13 protein-coding genes are annotated in these 14,938 nt (G+C 63.0%); 11 read left to right on the top strand and 2 right to left on the bottom strand.

The window, feature by feature from the left end:
- Positions 1-82 precede the first annotated feature (82 nt).
- Positions 83-1,375, top strand: coding sequence for a putative hydroxymethylpyrimidine transporter CytX (gene cytX, locus H7995_RS01250; protein WP_185817841.1), 1,293 nt, complete (start codon positions 83-85; stop codon positions 1,373-1,375).
- Here cytX and H7995_RS01245 read toward each other — a convergent pair.
- Positions 1,344-2,090, bottom strand: a complete 747-nt coding sequence (locus tag H7995_RS01245) for an RsiV family protein (protein ID WP_185817840.1) — start codon at positions 2,088-2,090, stop codon at positions 1,344-1,346. The genes cytX and H7995_RS01245 overlap by 32 nt on opposite strands.
- 226 nt (positions 2,091-2,316) lie before the next feature.
- Between H7995_RS01245 and H7995_RS01240 the strand changes: the two genes are divergently transcribed.
- The 9 genes from H7995_RS01240 to H7995_RS01200 all read left to right on the top strand — a co-directional run bounded on the left by H7995_RS01240 (position 2,317) and on the right by H7995_RS01200 (position 11,653).
- Positions 2,317-2,934: an NUDIX domain-containing protein gene (locus tag H7995_RS01240; protein ID WP_166592042.1), complete on the top strand. Its 618-nt coding sequence runs from the start codon at positions 2,317-2,319 to the stop codon at positions 2,932-2,934.
- The gene (locus H7995_RS01235; RefSeq protein WP_159993402.1) at positions 2,925-3,377 is read left to right on the top strand and encodes a DUF1249 domain-containing protein; all 453 of its coding nucleotides are present in this window, start codon (positions 2,925-2,927) and stop codon (positions 3,375-3,377) included. Before H7995_RS01240 ends, H7995_RS01235 begins: the two co-directional genes overlap by 10 nt.
- A 106-nt stretch (positions 3,378-3,483) precedes the next feature.
- Positions 3,484-4,299, top strand: coding sequence for a 3',5'-cyclic-AMP phosphodiesterase (gene cpdA / locus H7995_RS01230; protein WP_185817839.1), 816 nt, complete (start codon positions 3,484-3,486; stop codon positions 4,297-4,299).
- Between the two features lie 133 nt (positions 4,300-4,432).
- Complete coding sequence (locus H7995_RS01225) at positions 4,433-5,041, top strand: YqiA/YcfP family alpha/beta fold hydrolase (RefSeq protein ID WP_166592040.1); 609 nt, start codon at positions 4,433-4,435, stop codon at positions 5,039-5,041.
- A 42-nt stretch (positions 5,042-5,083) separates the two neighbouring features.
- On the top strand, positions 5,084-6,988 hold the full coding sequence (gene parE, locus H7995_RS01220; RefSeq protein WP_166592039.1) for a DNA topoisomerase IV subunit B: 1,905 nt from the start codon (positions 5,084-5,086) through the stop codon (positions 6,986-6,988).
- Entirely contained in the window at positions 6,988-7,971 is a 984-nt protein-coding gene (locus H7995_RS01215) for an esterase-like activity of phytase family protein (RefSeq protein WP_185817838.1), read from the top strand. Before parE ends, H7995_RS01215 begins: the two co-directional genes overlap by 1 nt.
- On the top strand, positions 7,968-8,489 hold the full coding sequence (locus H7995_RS01210) for a retropepsin-like aspartic protease family protein (protein WP_166592037.1): 522 nt from the start codon (positions 7,968-7,970) through the stop codon (positions 8,487-8,489). Before H7995_RS01215 ends, H7995_RS01210 begins: the two co-directional genes overlap by 4 nt.
- A 10-nt stretch (positions 8,490-8,499) precedes the next feature.
- A complete protein-coding gene (gene parC / locus H7995_RS01205; RefSeq protein WP_159993410.1) occupies positions 8,500-10,764 on the top strand; it encodes a DNA topoisomerase IV subunit A in 2,265 nt (754 codons plus the stop codon).
- 175 nt (positions 10,765-10,939) lie between these two features.
- Complete coding sequence (locus tag H7995_RS01200; RefSeq protein WP_166592036.1) at positions 10,940-11,653, top strand: PqiC family protein; 714 nt, start codon at positions 10,940-10,942, stop codon at positions 11,651-11,653.
- 341 nt (positions 11,654-11,994) lie between these two features.
- Here the strand turns inward: H7995_RS01200 and H7995_RS01195 are convergent, their stop codons facing one another.
- A complete protein-coding gene (locus tag H7995_RS01195; RefSeq protein ID WP_182343253.1) occupies positions 11,995-13,530 on the bottom strand; it encodes an AhpA/YtjB family protein in 1,536 nt (511 codons plus the stop codon).
- 134 nt (positions 13,531-13,664) lie between these two features.
- On the opposite strand from H7995_RS01195, the gene serB reads away from it, so the two are divergent.
- Positions 13,665-14,879: a phosphoserine phosphatase SerB gene (gene serB, locus H7995_RS01190; RefSeq protein WP_166589802.1), complete on the top strand. Its 1,215-nt coding sequence runs from the start codon at positions 13,665-13,667 to the stop codon at positions 14,877-14,879.
- The last annotated feature ends 59 nt before the right edge of the window (positions 14,880-14,938 follow it).

Raw genomic sequence — 14,938 nt, 5'->3', positions numbered from 1 at the left:
AGCTAGAAGCTGTCCGCGTACCGCTTCTAACTTGCAGCTTGCAGCTCGTAGCTTTTTTCTGCCCCTCTTCGAGATAACACCCTTGAGCATTCAACCCAGCACGTACTCCCCCGATATCGCGGTGCCGACCGACAAACGTGTCTTCGGCGGGCGTGATCTGTTTTCCCTGTGGTTTTCCCTCGGCATCGGCCTGATGGTCCTGCAGACCGGCGCCTTGCTCGCACCGGGTCTGGGCCTGTCGGGTTCGCTGCTGGCGATTTTCCTCGGCACCCTGGTTGGCGTGCTGCTGCTGGCGGCCGTCGGCGTGATCGGCAGCGACACCGGCCTGTCGTCAATGGCCGCGCTCAAATTGAGCCTGGGCAGCAAGGGCGCAAGCCTGCCGGCGCTGCTCAACCTGCTGCAACTGATCGGTTGGGGCTCGTTCGAAATCATCGTCATGCGCGATGCCGCCAGCTTGCTGGGCGCCCGCGGATTCAGCGAGGGCAGCCTGATGGCCAATCCGCTGATGTGGACCCTGTTCTTCGGCGCCCTGGCGACCCTGCTGGCGGTGAGCGGCCCGCTGACGTTCGTGCGGCAGATCCTGCGCAAGTGGGGCATCTGGCTATTGCTGGCAGCATGCATCTGGCTGACCTGGAACCTGCTGGCCAAGGCTGACCTGGCCGCGTTGTGGGCCCAGGCCGGTGATGGATCGATGCCGTTTGCCGTGGGGTTCGACATTGCGATCGCCATGCCCCTGTCCTGGTTGCCGCTGATTGCGGACTATTCGCGGTTCGGCAAGCGCGCGAAGAATGTCTTCGGCGGCACGGCGCTGGGCTTTTTCATCGGTAACTTCTGGCTGATGAGCCTGGGCGTGGCCTACACCCTGGCGTTTGCCCCCAGCGGTGACGTGAATGCCTTGCTGTTGGCGCTGGCCGGTGCCGGCCTGGGGATTCCGCTGTTGTTGATCCTGCTCGACGAGTCGGAAAACGCCTTTGCCGACATTCACTCGGCGGCGGTGTCCAGCGCGACCCTGTCACGGCTCAAGGTCGAGCACCTGGCATTGGCCATCGGTGTGATCTGCACCCTGATCGCCCTGCTGGCGCCACTGGCCCAGTACCAGAACTTCCTGCTGCTGATCGGCTCGGTGTTCGCGCCCTTGTTCGGCGTGGTACTGGTGGATCACTTCATCCTGCGCAAGCGCGGTGCCCAGGCCACCTCAGCCGCGTTGCGCGGGTCGGCCCTGTGCGCCTGGTTGGGCGGGGTGGTCACCTATCACTTGCTGGCCAATCTTTACCCTGAGCTTGGGGCAACCCTGCCGGCGCTGATCCTGGCAGGGCTGTTGCAGCTGGTGCTGGGCCGTATCGTTACTTTCGGGCGGGAAACAGCTCGGGCTTGAGGATGCCACCCAGGCGCGAGTACGGAATCTTCAACTCGACGTGGCCCAGGGCGTAAGGCGCAATGGTGTTCACGTCGTACTTGAGCATCACCCCGGCGGTGGTCAGGGCCACGTTGGGGGTTTGCTTGAACGGCCAGGCCTTGAGGAATTCCGCTTCCTGATCCAGGCGGGTGCTGATCAGCCAGCTGTTGTGCGCCACCTGGGCGGCTTTCCAGAACGCCTGTTCCTCGCCCGGCTTGAGCATGTCGGCCAGGGTCAGCACTTTGTGCTCCTGGCGCGAGTAGTTGATGAAGCCGCGTCCCGGCTTGCCCGTGGCGGTGCCGTTGTCCAGATAGCTGGACAGCTCGATGATCACCAGTCCGTCATGCTGCTCGCGTACCTTGGCCTGCAAGTAGCTGCTGTTGCGCGGGGCGGCATCGCGCAGGAACTGCTCGCGATAGGCCGCCAGCGAGGCGGGCAGCGGTGCATCGGCGGTGCTGCGGGTCATTTGCAGCAGGCGTCGTTCGATGATGCCATCCAGTTGCGGCTCGCCGGGGAAGCGCACGGTGTCGATGTTGACCAGCGGGCACTCGGCACCGCTGCAGCCTTGCTTGACGGTCTCGGCGGTGTCGCGCAGGGTTTCCAGCGGCGCTTTGTAGCTAGGCTCGAACAGGCTTTGGCAGGCGCCCAGGGTCAGGGCGATGCAGGCCACGGAGGCGATTTTCAAAAGTGACATGGGCGTCCTTCATGGATCAAGGGTAAGCAAAAAGTTACCGGCTTCGACTGCCAGCGGGGCGGTCAGTTCGCCACTAAGCTCAATAGTGTCAATTAGAGTAGGTTTGCCCCCCTGCCGTCTATCCCGGCAACTGCAAAGGGGCTGCATCAAAGGTGGCGAGCGCGTTAGGATGGCGCGAAGTCGAGGTTGGAGCCTCGTAGCGGATCTGCAGTAGACGAGGATTGAGATGACTGATTTTGCCAATGCCACCCCGACTGTCGTTGACATCGTGCGCACCGAGAACTGCCACAAGGGCTTCTACCAGCTCGACCGGGTGCACCTGCGCCATGAGCTGTTTGCCGGTGGCATGAGCCGGGAAATCAATCGCGAACTGTTCGTGCGCCACGATGCAGTCTGCGTCCTGCCCTACGATCCGCAGCACGACCGAGTGGTGTTGATCGAGCAATTTCGCGTGGGGGCATTGAGCAAGACCGACAACCCGTGGTTGATCGAACTGGTCGCCGGTCTGATCGACAAGGACGAACAACCGGAAGAAGTTGCTCACCGTGAAGCGCAGGAGGAAGCTGGGCTTGAGTTCACGGGGTTGTGGCCGATGCTCAAGTATTTCCCGTCGCCAGGCGCTAGCACCGAATACGTGCACCTGTACCTGGGGCGGTGTGACAGCACGGGGGCTGGCGGCCTGCACGGGTTGCTGGAGGAAGCAGAAGATATTCGCGTCACAGTCTGGGACTTTGAAGATGCCCTGCAGGCCGTGCGTGATGGGCGGATTTCCAACGCGGCGAGCATTATTGCCTTGCAATGGCTGGCTTTGAACCGCGTTGAAGTGAGGGGGCTATGGTCGTAAACAAGCAACGCGACCGCTATCGGGTCGACCTGGTGGGGCTGCAAAGCGCCTGCGAGGCCAACTATGCCCGCTTGCTGCGGCTGCTGCCGGACATGCGCAATACGCCGGCGGCGCGGCGCATCGCCATGACCCAGGGCGACCAGATGCTCGGGGTGCTGACCCTCGAGGTCCTGCTGACCTGTCCCTACACCACCACCCTGCGCGTGCGCCAGGAACACAGCCTGCCCTGGCTGCCGGTGCCGCAACTGGAGGTGCAGGTCTATCACGATGCGCGCATGGCCGAAGTGGTCAGCGCCGAACATGCGCGGCGTTTTCGCGGCATCTATCCTTACCCCAATGCCTTCATGCACCAGCCTGACGAAAAGTCCCAGCTCAACGTCTTCCTCGGCGAATGGCTGAGCCACTGCCTGGCGTGCGGGCACGAATACGAAGTGGTGCGTTAAGCGGCAGATGTGAACTGTGTCCGGTTCACGGCTTTCCTCTTTTACCCATGCCCCAGCATAATTGCGCCACTTATCCACCCGCGTGATCGCGCCTTGGGAGAACGCCTTGCCGAGCGTATCGACTCTGACCGCCAACGACCCGGTTCTGCTGGTGCAGCTTTCCGACAGCCATCTGTACGCCGAGGCTGACCGCACGCTGCTGGGCATGAACACCCGCGACAGCCTGACGGCGGTGATCGAACTGGTGCGGGCGCAACAGCCCCGGGTGGACCTGGTGATCGCCACGGGTGACCTGTCCCAGGACGGCACCTTGGCCTCCTATCAGCTGTTTCGCCACTTGAGCGAGCAGATCGACGCGCCTGCCCGCTGGATTCCGGGCAACCATGACGAGCCGCAGGTCATGGCCCAGGCGGCAGTGCAGAGTTCGCTGCTGGAACCATTGCTGGACATCGGCAACTGGCGGATCACCTTGCTCGACTCGGCCGTGCCGGGCTCGGTACCGGGGTACCTGCAGGACGACCAGCTGCAATTACTCGCCCGCGCCCTGAGCGAAGCACCCGAACGCCATCATCTGGTGTGTTTCCATCATCACCCGGTGCTCATTGGCTGTCCGTGGATGGAACCAATCGGCTTGCGCAATCCTGAAGCGCTGTTTGCCGTGCTCGACCGCTTTCCCCAGGTGCGTGCCGTGTTATGGGGGCATGTGCATCAGGAAGTCGATCAACTGCGCAACAACGTGCGGTTGCTGGCATCGCCTTCGACCTGTATCCAGTTCGAACCCGGCAGCGAAGACTTCCGGGTCGATACCCTGGCACCCGGCTATCGCTGGCTGCGTCTGTTGCCCGATGGGCGGCTGGAGACCGGTGTGGAGCGGGTCATCGGGTTCGATTTCACGGTCGATTACGGTTCTGACGGTTACTGAACTTTCCTCTGAAAGTAAATCTGGCGGCCCGCACATCTTGTAGACACCCAGCACATGTGTGAGCGAGCCTGCTCGCGATATGCCCGACTCCCTGTAAACTGCGCTTTTTTTTGCCGACCGCCAGGGAGCTCAAATGTCCGGTTCGATCCTCTACATCCATGGCTTCAACAGCGCGCCTTCGTCGAAAAAGGCCAGCCAGTTGATCGGCGTGATGGAACGTCTGGGGCTGGCTGACCAATTGCGCGTTCCGGCCCTGCATCATCACCCGCGTGAGGCCATCGGTCAGTTACAGCAGGCGATTGCCGAGCTGGGACGGCCACTGCTGGTCGGCAGCTCACTCGGCGGCTACTATGCCACTCACTTGGCCGAGCTCCATGGCCTCAAGGCCCTGCTGGTCAACCCTGCCGTCAGCCCGCACCGGATGTTCGACGGCTACCTGGGGACGCAGCAGAACCTGTATACCGAACAAACCTGGGAATTGACCCACGACCACATCACGGCCCTGGCCGAGCTGGAAGTGCCGGCGCCCCGGGACCCACAGCGCTACCAGGTGTGGCTGCAGACCGGCGACGAAACGCTGGACTATCGCCTCGCCCAACAGTATTACCGAGCCTGTGCGTTGCGCATCCAGGCCGGCGGCGACCATAGTTTCCAGGGATTTGCCGGGCAGATGCCGGCCCTGTTGAGTTTTGCCGGCATTGGCGCAGATGTGTACCAGGCGATCGATTTCACAGCATTGTGAACCCTTGCCCCTATTTTCATGAACGACTGACGACGAGACCCCATGGCCACTCCCAGCGCTAGCTCTTATAACGCAGACGCCATCGAAGTCCTCTCGGGCCTCGACCCGGTGCGTAAACGCCCCGGCATGTACACCGACACCAGTCGGCCGAACCACCTTGCCCAGGAAGTCATCGACAACAGTGTCGACGAGGCCTTGGCCGGGCACGCCAAATCGGTCCAGGTCATCCTCCACGCCGACCACTCGCTGGAAGTCAGCGATGATGGCCGCGGCATGCCGGTGGATATCCACCCGGAAGAGGGTGTCTCGGGCGTCGAACTGATCCTCACCAAGCTGCACGCCGGCGGCAAGTTCTCCAACAAGAACTACCAGTTCTCCGGGGGTTTGCACGGGGTCGGCATTTCGGTGGTCAACGCCCTGTCGACCGAGGTCCGGGTGCGGGTCAAGCGTGACGGCAACGAATACCAGATGACGTTCGCCGACGGTTACAAGAAGACCGAGCTGGAAGTGGTCGGCAGTGTCGGCAAGCGCAACACCGGCACCAGCGTGTTCTTTGCCCCGGATCCGAAGTATTTCGATTCGCCGAAATTCTCCATCAGCCGCCTCAAGCACGTGCTCAAGGCCAAGGCCGTGTTGTGCCCGGGGTTGCTGGTCAGTTTTGAAGACAAGGCCAGCGGCGAAAAAGTCGAATGGCATTACGAAGACGGCCTGCGTTCCTACCTGGTGGACGCGGTCAGCGAATTCGAGCGCCTGCCGGACGAGCCGTTCTGCGGCAGCCTGGCCGGTAACAAGGAAGCGGTCGACTGGGCGCTGCTGTGGTTGCCCGAAGGCGGCGACAGCGTGCAGGAAAGCTACGTCAACCTGATCCCCACGGCGCAGGGCGGCACCCACGTCAACGGCCTGCGTCAGGGCCTGCTTGATGCGATGCGCGAGTTCTGCGAATTCCGCAGCCTGTTGCCCCGTGGGGTGAAGCTGGCGCCGGAAGACGTCTGGGAGCGCATCGCGTTTGTCCTGTCGATGAAAATGCAGGAACCGCAATTCTCCGGCCAGACCAAGGAACGCCTGTCGTCCCGCGAGGCGGCGGCGTTTGTTTCCGGGGTGGTCAAGGACGCGTTCAGCCTGTGGCTCAACGCCAACCCGGAAACCGGCATGCTCCTGGCGGAGCTGGCGATCAACAACGCCGGCCGTCGCCTCAAGGCCAGCAAGAAAGTCGAGCGTAAACGCATTACCTCCGGTCCGGCCCTGCCGGGCAAGCTCGCCGACTGCGCCGGGCAGGACCCGATGCGCTCCGAACTGTTCCTGGTGGAAGGTGACTCCGCCGGCGGCTCGGCCAAACAGGCGCGGGACAAAGAGTTCCAGGCGATCCTGCCGCTGCGCGGCAAGATCCTCAACACCTGGGAAGTGGACGGCAGCGAAGTGCTGGCCAGCCAGGAAGTGCACAACATTGCCGTCGCCATTGGTGTCGATCCGGGCGCGGCGGACATGAGCCAGCTGCGCTACGGCAAGATCTGCATCCTCGCCGACGCCGACTCCGATGGTCTGCACATCGCCACCTTGCTCTGCGCCTTGTTCGTCCAGCATTTCCGTCCGCTGGTGGATGCCGGTCACGTCTACGTGGCGATGCCGCCGCTGTACCGGATCGACCTCGGCAAGGAAATCTACTACGCCCTCGACGAAGCCGAGCGCGACGGTATCCTCGATCGCCTGGTGGCCGAGAAGAAACGCGGCAAGCCCCAGGTCACCCGATTCAAAGGCCTGGGTGAAATGAACCCGCCGCAATTGCGCGAAACCACCATGGACCCGAACACCCGGCGCCTGGTGCAATTGACCCTGGATGATTTTGCCGCCACGTCGGAAATGATGGACATGCTGCTGGCGAAGAAACGTGCCGGTGATCGCAAGTCCTGGCTGGAGTCCAAGGGCAACCTGGCCGAGGTTCTGGCCTGATGCGGAGCGGTTTCGCCCTCCCATGGTTGCTGCTGTCGGGTGCTGCGTTTGCGCAGCCGGCGCCTGAGCTGACAATGCTCTCCGAGCATGCCGTGCAAGGCATGCACGGCGGCAATCTGTCGGGGTTGGCGCAATGCGGCAATGACCTGTGGACGGTTTCTGATCGCGACGATGGGCAGCTCTATCGTCTCGCCACGGGTGAGGGCGTCTGGCAGGCCGAAGCGGTGCCCATCGACGTGCCACCGGTGCCGGACAGCGGCCTGCCCTGGGGCCTGAAGTCGCGCACCTGGGCGTCATCGATCGTGCGCGGTGGCAACCTCGACTTCGAGGGCATCAGCTGCGACAAGGCTGGCAATCGCTACATCGTCAGCGAGGCCCATGCGGCCGTGTTGCAGGTGCCGCCGACGGGCGCTGCGCAATGGCTGAAGATTTCCCCGATGCTGGTGCGCGAAGCCCGGGCCAGTGGCATGTTGCTGCACTTCAATGCGCTGTTCGAGGGCCTGGCTGTCGACCCTGAGGGTGGCCAGCTGTGGCTGGCGGCCGAGCGCGAGCGGCGCGGGCTGTTGCGGCTCAAGCGGCAACAGACCGTGTGGGATTGCGACGGCGCCTGCGTACTGCTCAGCGAAGCCGGCACGCAGATGCAGCCGGCGCAGTTTCCCCATGCCCGGCCGGTCTCCCGGGACTTCGCCGACCTGGCGTGGTTCGATGGCAAGCTCTTTACCCTGGAACGCAACGCCTATGAAATCTGCCGCCGTGACGTGGTGACGGCCAAGGTCGAGCGTTGCTGGTCGTTTGCCGCTGATGCCTTGCAGGCGCCGCGGCGTTATCCACAAGCCTACGGCCTGGCCGAGGCGCTGGTGATCGACGCCACGGGAGCCTGGATCGGTATCGACAACAACAACGGCGTCCGCGCTGACGGCGAAGTCCGCCCGATCGTCTGGCGCTTCGCAGCGCCGCAGGGTGGCTGGAGCAGCAAGCCATGAGTCAGCAGGCGCCGGGCAAGCGCGCCGGTCGGGTGTTGCTGGTGCTCGCCTGGTGTGCCGGGCTGTACCTGGCGACGCAGTTTTTCGGCGCCTGGGAAAAGCGTCAGGAAAACCCCAATACCCAGGTCAGCTCGCAGCAGGGGGAGGGGTTTATCGAGGTGAAGCTGGTGGGCAACGGCCAGGGACACTTCGTTGCCGATGGCCAGATCAACGGCCAGCCGGTGAACTTCATGCTCGATACCGGGGCGACCGATGTGTCGATCCCGGCCGGCCTGGCCCAGCGGCTGAACCTGGAAAAAGGTGCCACGGTCACCCTGAGTACGGCCAATGGCCGCAGCCAGGGCTACCGGACTCGACTGCAACAACTGAAACTGGGCGACATTGTCTTGCATGACGTGCGCGCCCTGGTGGCGCCAGGCTTGAGCGGCGATCAAGTGCTGCTGGGCATGAGCGCCCTGAAACAACTCGAATTTACCCAGCGCGGCGGCACCTTGCTGCTGCGCCAGACCACGAAATGATGAGGCCCGCATGAGCGACTCCCTGGATCTCAGCCTGGACGGCGTAGAACGCCGCTCACTGGCCGACTTCACCGAAAATGCCTACCTCAACTACTCCATGTACGTGATCATGGACCGGGCCCTGCCGCATATCGGCGACGGCCTGAAGCCGGTGCAGCGACGTATCGTCTACGCCATGAGCGAGTTGGGCCTGGACGCAGACTCCAAGCACAAGAAATCCGCGCGTACCGTCGGTGATGTGCTCGGCAAGTTCCACCCCCACGGCGACTCCGCCTGCTACGAAGCCATGGTGCTGATGGCCCAACCGTTCAGCTACCGCTACACGCTGGTGGACGGCCAGGGTAACTGGGGTGCGCCGGATGATCCGAAATCCTTCGCCGCCATGCGTTACACCGAGGCGCGGCTGTCGCGTTATTCCGAAGTGCTGCTCAGCGAACTGGGGCAGGGCACGGCCGACTGGGGGCCTAACTTTGACGGTACCCTCGATGAGCCGCTGGTGTTGCCGGCGCGCTTGCCGAACATCCTGCTCAACGGCACCACCGGCATCGCCGTGGGCATGGCCACCGACGTCCCGCCGCACAACCTGCGGGAAGTCGCCACGGCGTGCGTGCGTTTGCTCGATGAGCCCAAGGCCACGGTCGAGCAGCTGTGTGAGCACATCCAGGGCCCGGACTACCCGACCGAGGCGGAAATCATCACGCCGCGCGCCGACCTGCTGAAAATGTACGAGACCGGCAAGGGCTCGGTGCGCATGCGCGCGGTGTACCACGTCGAAGACGGCGACATCATTGTCACCGCGCTGCCGCACCAGGTTTCCGGTGCCAAGGTGCTGGAGCAGATTGCCGCGATGATGCAGGCCAAGCCCTCCAAGGCCCCGCAGATCGCCGACCTGCGTGATGAGTCCGACCACGAGAACCCGTGCCGGATCGTGATCATTCCGGTCAACAGCCGGGTCGATCATGAAGCCCTGATGCAGCACCTGTTCGCCAGCACGGAGCTGGAATCCACCTACCGGGTCAACATCAACATCATTGGCCTGGACGGCAAGCCGCAGCTGAAGAACCTCCGCGCCTTGCTGGTCGAGTGGCTGGAGTTCCGGGTGCGTACGGTGCGTCGCCGCCTGCAGTTCCGCCTGGACAAGGTCGAGCGCCGCCTGCACCTGTTGGACGGCTTGTTGATTGCCTACCTCAACCTGGATGAAGTGATCCACATCATCCGCACCGAGGAACACCCCAAGGCCAAGCTGATCGAGCGTTTTGCCCTGAGCGAAATCCAGGCTGACTACATCCTCGACACACGCCTGCGTCAGTTGGCGCGCCTGGAAGAGATGAAGCTGCGCGACGAGCAAGACGAGCTGCTCAAGGAACAGGCCAAGCTGCAAGCCCTGCTGGGCAGCGAAGCCAAGCTCAAGAAGCTGGTGCGCACCGAGCTGCTCAAGGATGCCGAGACCTATGGCGACGACCGTCGCTCGCCGATTGTCGAGCGCACTGAAGCCAAGGCACTGACCGAACATGATCTGCTGCCGAACGAGAAAGTTACGGTGGTGCTGTCGGAAAAAGGCTGGGTACGCTCGGCCAAGGGCCACGATATCGACGCGACTGGCCTTTCCTACAAGGCCGGGGACGGTTTCAAGACCGCCGCAGCCGGTCGTTCCAACCAGTTTGCGGTGTTCATCGACTCCACCGGGCGCAGTTACTCGGTGCCGGCCCATACCCTGCCGTCGGCCCGTGGCCAGGGCGAGCCGTTGACCGGCCGCCTGACTCCGCCACCGGGTGCGACCTTCGAGTGTGTCCTGATGCCAGAGGACGACGGCCTGTACGTGATCGCCTCCGACGCGGGTTACGGCTTCGTGGTCAAGGGCGAGGACCTGCAAGCCAAGAACAAGGCGGGCAAGGCGCTGTTGAGCCTGCCGAACAACGCCAAGGTGATCCTGCCGCGTCCGGTTGCGGACCGTGACGAGAACTGGCTGGCTTCGGTGACGACCGAAGGTCGCCTGCTGATCTTCAAAATCAGCGACCTGCCGCAGCTGGGCAAGGGTAAAGGCAACAAAATCATCGGTATCCCCGGCGAACGTGTGGCTAACCGCGAGGAATATGTCACGGATATCGCGGTGCTGCCGGAAGGCGCGACGCTGGTATTGCAGGCGGGTAAGCGCACACTGTCACTCAAGGCCGATGACCTGGAGCACTACAAAGGTGAGCGTGGACGCCGGGGCAATAAACTGCCGCGGGGCTTCCAACGGGTCGATGCACTATTGGTAGAAACTCTCAATTAAGCGGTCTAGAGCGCTCGATCTACGATTTAACGCGTAGATCGATGCTTTCGCGCTGGAGTCGCCGTGCATATTCACGGATGATATGGCCTTTCAAGCGCCGGCGTGGTCGAGCGTTCTTCATATTATTGAGTATTTTCACAGTGGCTGGCCTTGTGGCCGTCACCTGGATGGGATGATGACTGTTCTGCGCTTTCCTCTAATTTTGTTGCTCGCTGGCGTTCTTGGCCTGGCGGGTTGCAGCGTTCACCAGCCGGTGTCGCTGTATCAGCTGGACAGTGGCACCCCGGCGCAGCCTGCGCAAAGCTCGGGCATGGCGGTGTTGCTGGGTCCGGTATTGATTGCTGATTACCTGCAGCGTGAAACCCTGTTGCAGCGTCAACCGGACGGCAGCCTGCAAGCGTCGACCGACGGTCGTTGGGCGGGCAGCCTGTCTTCGGACATCAGTCAATTGCTGCTGCGTCAGGTCGCGGGTCAACTGGACAGCCAGCGCGTCGTCCTGGCACCGGCGACCCTGGGCTTCACCCCGGACGTGCAGGTACTGCTGTCGATTACCCGCCTGGACTCCGGCGAGTCGCAGCCGGCGGTGCTGGATGCCCAGTGGCGCTTGATCGACCGTCGCGGCCAGGTCCGTGATAACCGCATCATTCACCTGCAAGAGCAACATGCCGGTAGCACCGCCGCGCAGGTCCAGGCCCAGGGCGTGCTGCTGCAGCGTCTGGCCGAGCAGTTGTCGGTGGCCCTGAAGCCGCTGGCCAATCAGCCGCCGGTTGTCGAAGCTCCGCGCAAGCCTGCTGCGGCAAAACCCACGGCCCCCGCCGAGCGCGAGAAGCAGCCGAAGATCCCGATGGCCGCGCCTATTCGCACCGACATGGAAGTGTTCCGCTTCTAAGCCGCACGCCATCCCCACAAAGCCCGCCCAGTGCGGGCTTTGTTGTTTCTGCCAACCCCGAACCCCTGTAGCGGCTCCGAGGTTTCACGCGATGGGCGTTAACGATGACGTGCATTATCTGAAGCAATGGGTTGCTCTTGAGTTCTTCGCGAGCAAGCTCGCTCCTACCTGAATGGCATTTCCCCCCTGTAGCAGCCGCCAGATCCAACGATGACCGACCGGGCGAGGACGGCGTCCTCGAACGCAGCCTCGCGGGGATGGTGGGGATGGAGACGGGCGGGGGCAACAAAAAGCCCGCAGGCGATCACTCGGCTGCGGGCTTGGGGGTGGCGGGCTGGGGCTTAGGCGCGCGTCTCGTGCATGCGCGCCAGTTGCCGTTCCAGCATCGAAGGGTAGGGCTCCATCAGGCGCTCGACGCAACAGGCGCCTTCAGGGCTGGCGATCGGGCGGATGCGGGCGCGCTGGCGGATCAAGGTGTCGTCGCTGATCTTGCGCTCGACCAGCAGCAGGTTGCGGCTGTGCTGGGAGAGGGCGAGGGCGTCCTGGGCGGTTTCGGTCAACAGCAGGTCGATCTGGCTCAGACCGAAGAGCTCTTCGCCCAGGGTCAGGCCCAGCTGCAATTGCAGGGTGATGCCGCTGTCGGCGACTTCGATCTGCAACTGATGGCCGAGGGCGCGCAACAGTTCGCCACAGCAGATGGCATTGGTCAGGTAGTCTTCGCCGCTGTCCTGGGTGTGGAACAGCATCAGGGTGCTGCCATCGTTGAGGGTATGCAGCTCGCTTTCGTACAGCGACGCCGCCTGGTCCAGGCAGTCGCGGTAGCGGTCCAGCAGTTCGGTCAGGCGCGCCCGTGGCAGGCGTCGCAGTTGCTCCTGTGCGCCAAGCTGCACGGCGAGTACGGCGCTGAACTGCGGCTGGCTGGAGGCGGCGGCCTTGGGCTGTGGCTTGACGACCACGGCACTGGTGGCGCTGTCACGAACGTCGGCGAACGGGTCTTCATCATCGTCCGTTTCGTCTTCTTCGGCGCTGATGACATGCCGGGGTGCCGCTTTCAGGCTGGCCACCGGGGCGCTTTCATCGAAGCTCGGGTCCCGCAGGTTGCGCACTTCGAAGGCTGGCTCATCGTCTTCGGCATCGTCGAGTTCGTCGATTTCCGGCTCGGGAACCGCCACCGGCGCTACCGGCTCAGGGGCAAAGCTGGCGTGCAGCTGGCGGGCCAGGTCGCCGATCTCGTCCTGGCGCTGGGTGGCCGGGGTGTGTTCGTCGATGTCACGCAGCCACACCCGCAATTGCAGCAGTGGCGTGGAAATGTGGCGACCCAGGCGCAGGCTCAGGGCCAAGGACAGGGCCAGCAGAATGGCGCTGAGAATGCCCATGCTCTGCAGGCTGATGGTCATCGGTTGTTCGAACTGCTGCATGTCCAGGCTGATGCGCAGTTGCCCGGCCGTCACGTCCTGGAAGGTGATCTTGCTCTCGTACATGCCCTGGGTTTCACCCAGCAGGCCCTGTTTGGGACGTTGCCCGGCCTCGGCCAGAATCCGGTTGTCCACGCTATAAATAGCGGCGTGGGCCACCAATGGGTTCTTGGTCAGGTTGTTCAGCAGCACGTTGAGGCTGAGGATGTCGTTGGACACCAGCAGCTCGGTGGCCGAGGTTGCCGTCTGGGTGGTCAGGCTCTGACCCAGGGCATCGGCCTGTTCGTGCATCGCCTGCTTGAACTGCAGACCCATCACACAGGCGTAGATCACCAGGGCCAGTGCGACCAGGATCACGTTATGGCTGGCAATGCGCAATGCAATCGGTACACGGCGGTGGCGCAGTGCACGGAAGATCAGCAGGAAGAAGTTATCGGGTTTGACTGGCGTGGGCCGGTTCACTGAGCTCGGCTCTTTTGTCCGTGGAGTTGACGCGCAGTATAGCGATAGCCCCCAGACCGGCAAAGCGCTCGCTGTGCCCGATGGTCACTGAATGTGGGTAGAATGCGGTTTTTTTCCACTTGCGGGGGTGCGCCTTGCGCGAAATCGTCCTGATAAACATCACGGGAGTCGACCGTCCGGGTCTGACTGCGGCCATTACCGGTGTTCTGGCCCAGGGTGGTGTGAACATTCTCGACATCGGCCAGGCGGTGATCCACGACACCCTGTCGTTCGGCATCCTGGTTGAAATTCCCGACACCGAGCAAGGCAAGTCGGTGCTCAAGGACATCCTGTTCACGGCTTACAAGCTCGATCAGCAGGTGCGGTTCACCCCGGTTTCCGAAGAGGACTACCAGCAATGGGTCGGCAACCAGGGTAAAAAACGCCACATCGTGACCCTGCTGACACGCAAAGTGACGGCCGAGCAATTGCAGAGCGTGAGCTCGATCACGGCCAAGTACGGCCTGAACATCGACCACATCGACCGCCTGTCCGGGCGCATGCCCCTGGACACTCCGGCCGACAAGGGCAAGGGCTGCATCGAGTTTTCGGTGCGCGGCGAAGCGGCTGATCCACAAGCGCTGCGGGCCGAGTTCCTCAGCGTGGCCCAGGAATTGAACGTCGATATCGCGTTCCAGGAAGACTCGCTGTTCCGCCGCAACCGTCGCCTGGCGGTGTTTGACATGGACTCGACGCTGATCGAAGCCGAAGTCATCGACGAACTGGCCAAGGCGGCCGGGGTGGGTGAGCAGGTGTCTGAAATCACCGAGCGGGCCATGGCCGGCGAGCTGGATTTCCGTGCCAGCTTCAAGGAACGCCTGGCCTTGCTCAAGGGCCTGGATGTCAGTGTGCTGGACTCCATCGGTGCCTCGCTGCGCCTGACCGAAGGTGCCGAAACCCTGTTCGCCGAGCTCAAGCGCCTGGGTTACAAGACGGCGATCCTGTCTGGCGGTTTCACCTACTTTGCCAAGCAGCTGCAAGCCAAGCTGGGCATCGACTACGTGTTTGCCAACGAGCTGGAAGTGATCGACGGCAAAGTCACCGGGGTGGCGGTCGAGCCGATTGTCGACGCCCAGCGCAAAGCGGATCTGCTGCGCGAACTGGCACACAAGGAAGGATTGCGTCTGGAACAGACCATTGCGGTCGGTGACGGGGCCAACGATCTGCCGATGCTGGCGATTGCCGGGTTGGGCGTGGCGTTCCGTGCCAAGCCGCTGGTCAAGCAGTCGGCCAAACAGGCCATTTCCACCCTGGGGCTGGATGGTGTGCTGTACCTGCTGGGCTTCCGCGACCGCGACGGTCAACTCTGATACACCACCTATAAATGTGGGAGCGGGCAAGCCCGCTCCTACAAGGTACAGCGTGGACT

The sequence above is a fragment of the Pseudomonas kielensis genome, assembly GCF_014236655.1.
Lineage (GTDB): Bacteria > Pseudomonadota > Gammaproteobacteria > Pseudomonadales > Pseudomonadaceae > Aquipseudomonas > Aquipseudomonas kielensis.
This window is presented reverse-complemented; position numbering and strand designations above follow the sequence as displayed.

Coding starts and splice junctions, on each gene's coding strand:
- H7995_RS01240 (WP_166592042.1), top strand. CDS start 2,317: ATGACTGATTTTGCCAATGCCACCCCGACTGTCGTTGACATCGTGCGC.
- H7995_RS01235 (WP_159993402.1), top strand. CDS start 2,925: ATGGTCGTAAACAAGCAACGCGACCGCTATCGGGTCGACCTGGTGGGG.
- H7995_RS01225 (WP_166592040.1), top strand. CDS start 4,433: ATGTCCGGTTCGATCCTCTACATCCATGGCTTCAACAGCGCGCCTTCG.
- H7995_RS01215 (WP_185817838.1), top strand. CDS start 6,988: ATGCGGAGCGGTTTCGCCCTCCCATGGTTGCTGCTGTCGGGTGCTGCG.
- parC (WP_159993410.1), top strand. CDS start 8,500: ATGAGCGACTCCCTGGATCTCAGCCTGGACGGCGTAGAACGCCGCTCA.
- H7995_RS01200 (WP_166592036.1), top strand. CDS start 10,940: ATGACTGTTCTGCGCTTTCCTCTAATTTTGTTGCTCGCTGGCGTTCTT.
- parE (WP_166592039.1), top strand. CDS start 5,084: ATGGCCACTCCCAGCGCTAGCTCTTATAACGCAGACGCCATCGAAGTC.
- H7995_RS01210 (WP_166592037.1), top strand. CDS start 7,968: ATGAGTCAGCAGGCGCCGGGCAAGCGCGCCGGTCGGGTGTTGCTGGTG.
- H7995_RS01245 (WP_185817840.1), bottom strand. CDS start 2,090: ATGTCACTTTTGAAAATCGCCTCCGTGGCCTGCATCGCCCTGACCCTG.